Annotated in this window: 3 protein-coding genes; 1 reads left to right on the plus strand and 2 read right to left on the minus strand. The window is 35.1% G+C overall.

Going from position 1 to position 2775, the window contains the following annotated elements; genetic code table 11:
* Nucleotides 1-386 precede the first annotated feature (386 nt).
* Complete coding sequence (locus KTQ90_RS13020) at nt 387-683, plus strand: copper resistance protein NlpE (protein WP_217318786.1); 297 nt, start codon at nt 387-389, stop codon at nt 681-683.
* 88 nt (nt 684-771) lie between these two features.
* On the opposite strand, the gene KTQ90_RS13025 is transcribed toward KTQ90_RS13020, so the two are convergent.
* Both KTQ90_RS13025 and KTQ90_RS13030 read right to left on the minus strand, forming a co-directional pair.
* Nucleotides 772-1398 carry a hypothetical protein gene (locus tag KTQ90_RS13025; protein ID WP_217318787.1) on the minus strand — a complete coding sequence of 209 codons (627 nt, stop codon included), beginning with the start codon at nt 1396-1398 and terminating at the stop codon, nt 772-774.
* A 145-nt stretch (nt 1399-1543) separates the two neighbouring features.
* Nucleotides 1544-2775: ankyrin repeat domain-containing protein (locus KTQ90_RS13030; RefSeq protein WP_217318788.1), on the minus strand; the 1232-nt coding region annotated here is incomplete at its 5' end.

Raw genomic sequence — 2775 nt, forward strand, 5'->3', positions numbered from 1 at the left:
AATTGTGACCTTAAACGTATTGTTGTTATATTGCGTACAAAGGTAGTGCTTTTAGCCTTTAAGCCACTATTGCACAACCCCTTTCTTTGAAAAGAACGTAAAATTAATAGTATTATTGCGATGATTGTACTTCGATTAACATAAAGCACTAAAGCAGCCAAAGGAGAACAAGAGCAAGGAAGCCGTGGAGACCAACAAGGACATCGAGCAGTTGTTGCTTTCCATCCAAAAGGCTTTCGATGTGCTTGTGGAAAAGAGTACGGACTTACCTATTTCTACCATTCGGGACGACACTCGTTCGCCAGCCTCATTACGCTGGAGGCAGGTGTGCTGATAAGCTTGAAGAATATACGGTAGTTTTGGGAAACAGAGTTAGCTTGGATTCCATGGCTGGGACATATTGCGGTATGTTACCACCTAATGTTGAAACAACACTCACGTTAAATGCTGATGGTACCTATTTGTTGATACGGACATTCAAAGAAAAGCAGAACGAGCAGGAAAAGTTAAGAGGCACTTTCCAAGTGCTTGACGGTAATATATTGATGCTTGTGCATCCTTCAAGTGGTGAGCATACCATCTACAAGGTGAAGGATGCCAACTTTATTGTATTAACAGACTCGATTGGCAATGAACCAGAAGGTGAAACCGCCAAGTTCTATGTGTTAAAGAAGAAAAAATAAAAAATACACAACTTGTATAAATCCGTGGTTTCTGCATTGCAGTCCACGGATTTATGTTATTCATTCTCTTTTCTTTTTATGGTGGGGTTCAACAAGATAAAGTTTTTCCATGAATCTCGAAATCCAGCTCATTAAATTGAATTCTCTTTCCAATACTATCTCCAAATTTATAAATAAGAAAAATGCGAATATATGTTGGAGCGTCAGATGTGTCATCTGTGAAATTGTTCATATTGATTACAAATTGATTATCCTCGGCAATATTTTGCAAATCTAAGAATGTAAATTTTGAAGGCAGTTTTTCTCGAATTTTATTTATGCAAGAAATCACATTACTTTTATCTCGCTCATCAAAAACATAATTTAACGCAACATGTCCCTTAATTTCTTTTGGTTTCTTTAAGGACTTTACAAAAGATGCGTATTCTTTAGGATTATTACAAATACTTTTTCTTAACAACTCTTTCCATTTAATGCTCATTGGACTGCAACAGGCTACATTAAAGTATTTGAATCTATTCCGTTTTATTGGATGTCCTTCAAAATCACAAAAGAGTCGATATTGCACAACCGACATCTTAAGGTCACCTATTTTTTTATTTTGAGGAATACAGTCGTATTCCTCAAAATAAAAATTATAGATTCTTTCGGCTATGGCTATGCCTTCTATAGCACAAAACCATTCACTCTCTTTTATCATATTACTTAACTCCATACTTTTGGTGATATTTAGCATGATCTTTATTGTACATAAATTTCATATTACGTGGATCCGTCATTTACGGTTCTGAGAGGCGTTGCTATATGAATATAAATAGCACCTGTTTTTTAGTGTATCTCAAAAATCTAATTCAAAGCATCTACTTAACCCCTTGTTCTTTTAAAAAATCAATAATTAGTGTTTTGTATTTATACTCATCTGTATAAAAATCAGATTCATCTTCTTTTAATACATCCATTAAAAACATTGGTTTCCCTTTATCTCCTGGAACACTATTTTCTATTGGTATAGAATAATCATATCGGTGAAAAATAGGTAAGTTATAATTCGCTCCATTTTGCAATAGATAATAAGCTACTTTATAATTGTCTGTCATTACAGATTCACTCAACGCTGATTGACCAAATTCGTTTTGGTAATTTACATCAGCCCCATTCGACACTAAAAATCTAACCAAATCTAAATTCCCAGTTTTGGAAGCCGCCATTAAAGGCGTAAGTCGTGTACCATTCTCTTGCCTCCTTTTTCCTGTTTCAATGTCATTTATATTAGCACCATACTCAATTAGTATTTTGGTAAAAATAATGTTGTAGTATTTAGAAGAACAAGCTTCAATAAGAGGTGATGTGCCATCAAATGTGTTATGTGTATTAACAGCTGCTCCTTTCTTTAGTAATGCCTTAAATGGTTTTAATTGTTGATTTATAATCGTTAACATTAAAAGAGTATTACCATATTTGGATTCTTGATAATTGATTATTTGCGGATTTTCAGAAATAATCTTATCAAAATTATCCATGTCCTCTTCTTGCACAGCTTTGGCTAATTCCCAAGCTGGTGTATTTTGAAAAAGGCGATAATCTATATTAGATAGTTCTGAACTATCTACAGATTTTTCCCTGCTATTATTTGAACAAGAAAATAGTAAACAGGAGAAGACTAATAGTATAATCATTGCTTTCATTACTACTCGATTTGTAAAGTTGTTTCGTTCTTCCATAAATACCTCGCCGAATGGTACATACTCAATATGCTGCACCACCTCGCCATCAAGGTTGGTGATGTAACTACTGCTACCCAAATGGTCTGGGTGGTAGTAGAATTGCATCTTCTCGTATGTATCGCCTTCTTGGAAGTTATTCTTTGCAGCTCTCGCTAAAGCTCGTGTTTGAGCAGCCTCCAAGCTGCCGTCATTGCAGCAGAAGCCCTTGCCATCGACATAATCGTTGTTGTCCTCGCCATTGTACGGCACTGCAAAGGTTGCCTCCTTTTTTCCTATTTTATCTGTCATATTTATATTCATTTTCAAAATCACGAATTGTGACCTTAAACGTATTGTTGTTATATTGCGTACAAAGGTAGTGCTTTTAG

Source organism: Leyella stercorea (assembly GCF_019052365.1).
Lineage (GTDB): Bacteria > Bacteroidota > Bacteroidia > Bacteroidales > Bacteroidaceae > Prevotella.

What these genes read in the sequence shown, in the direction of transcription:
- KTQ90_RS13020 (WP_217318786.1), top strand. Translation starts at nt 387, where the DNA reads ATGGCTGGGACATATTGCGGTATGTTACCACCTAATGTTGAAACAACA.
- KTQ90_RS13025 (WP_217318787.1), bottom strand. Translation starts at nt 1,398, where the DNA reads ATGGAGTTAAGTAATATGATAAAAGAGAGTGAATGGTTTTGTGCTATA.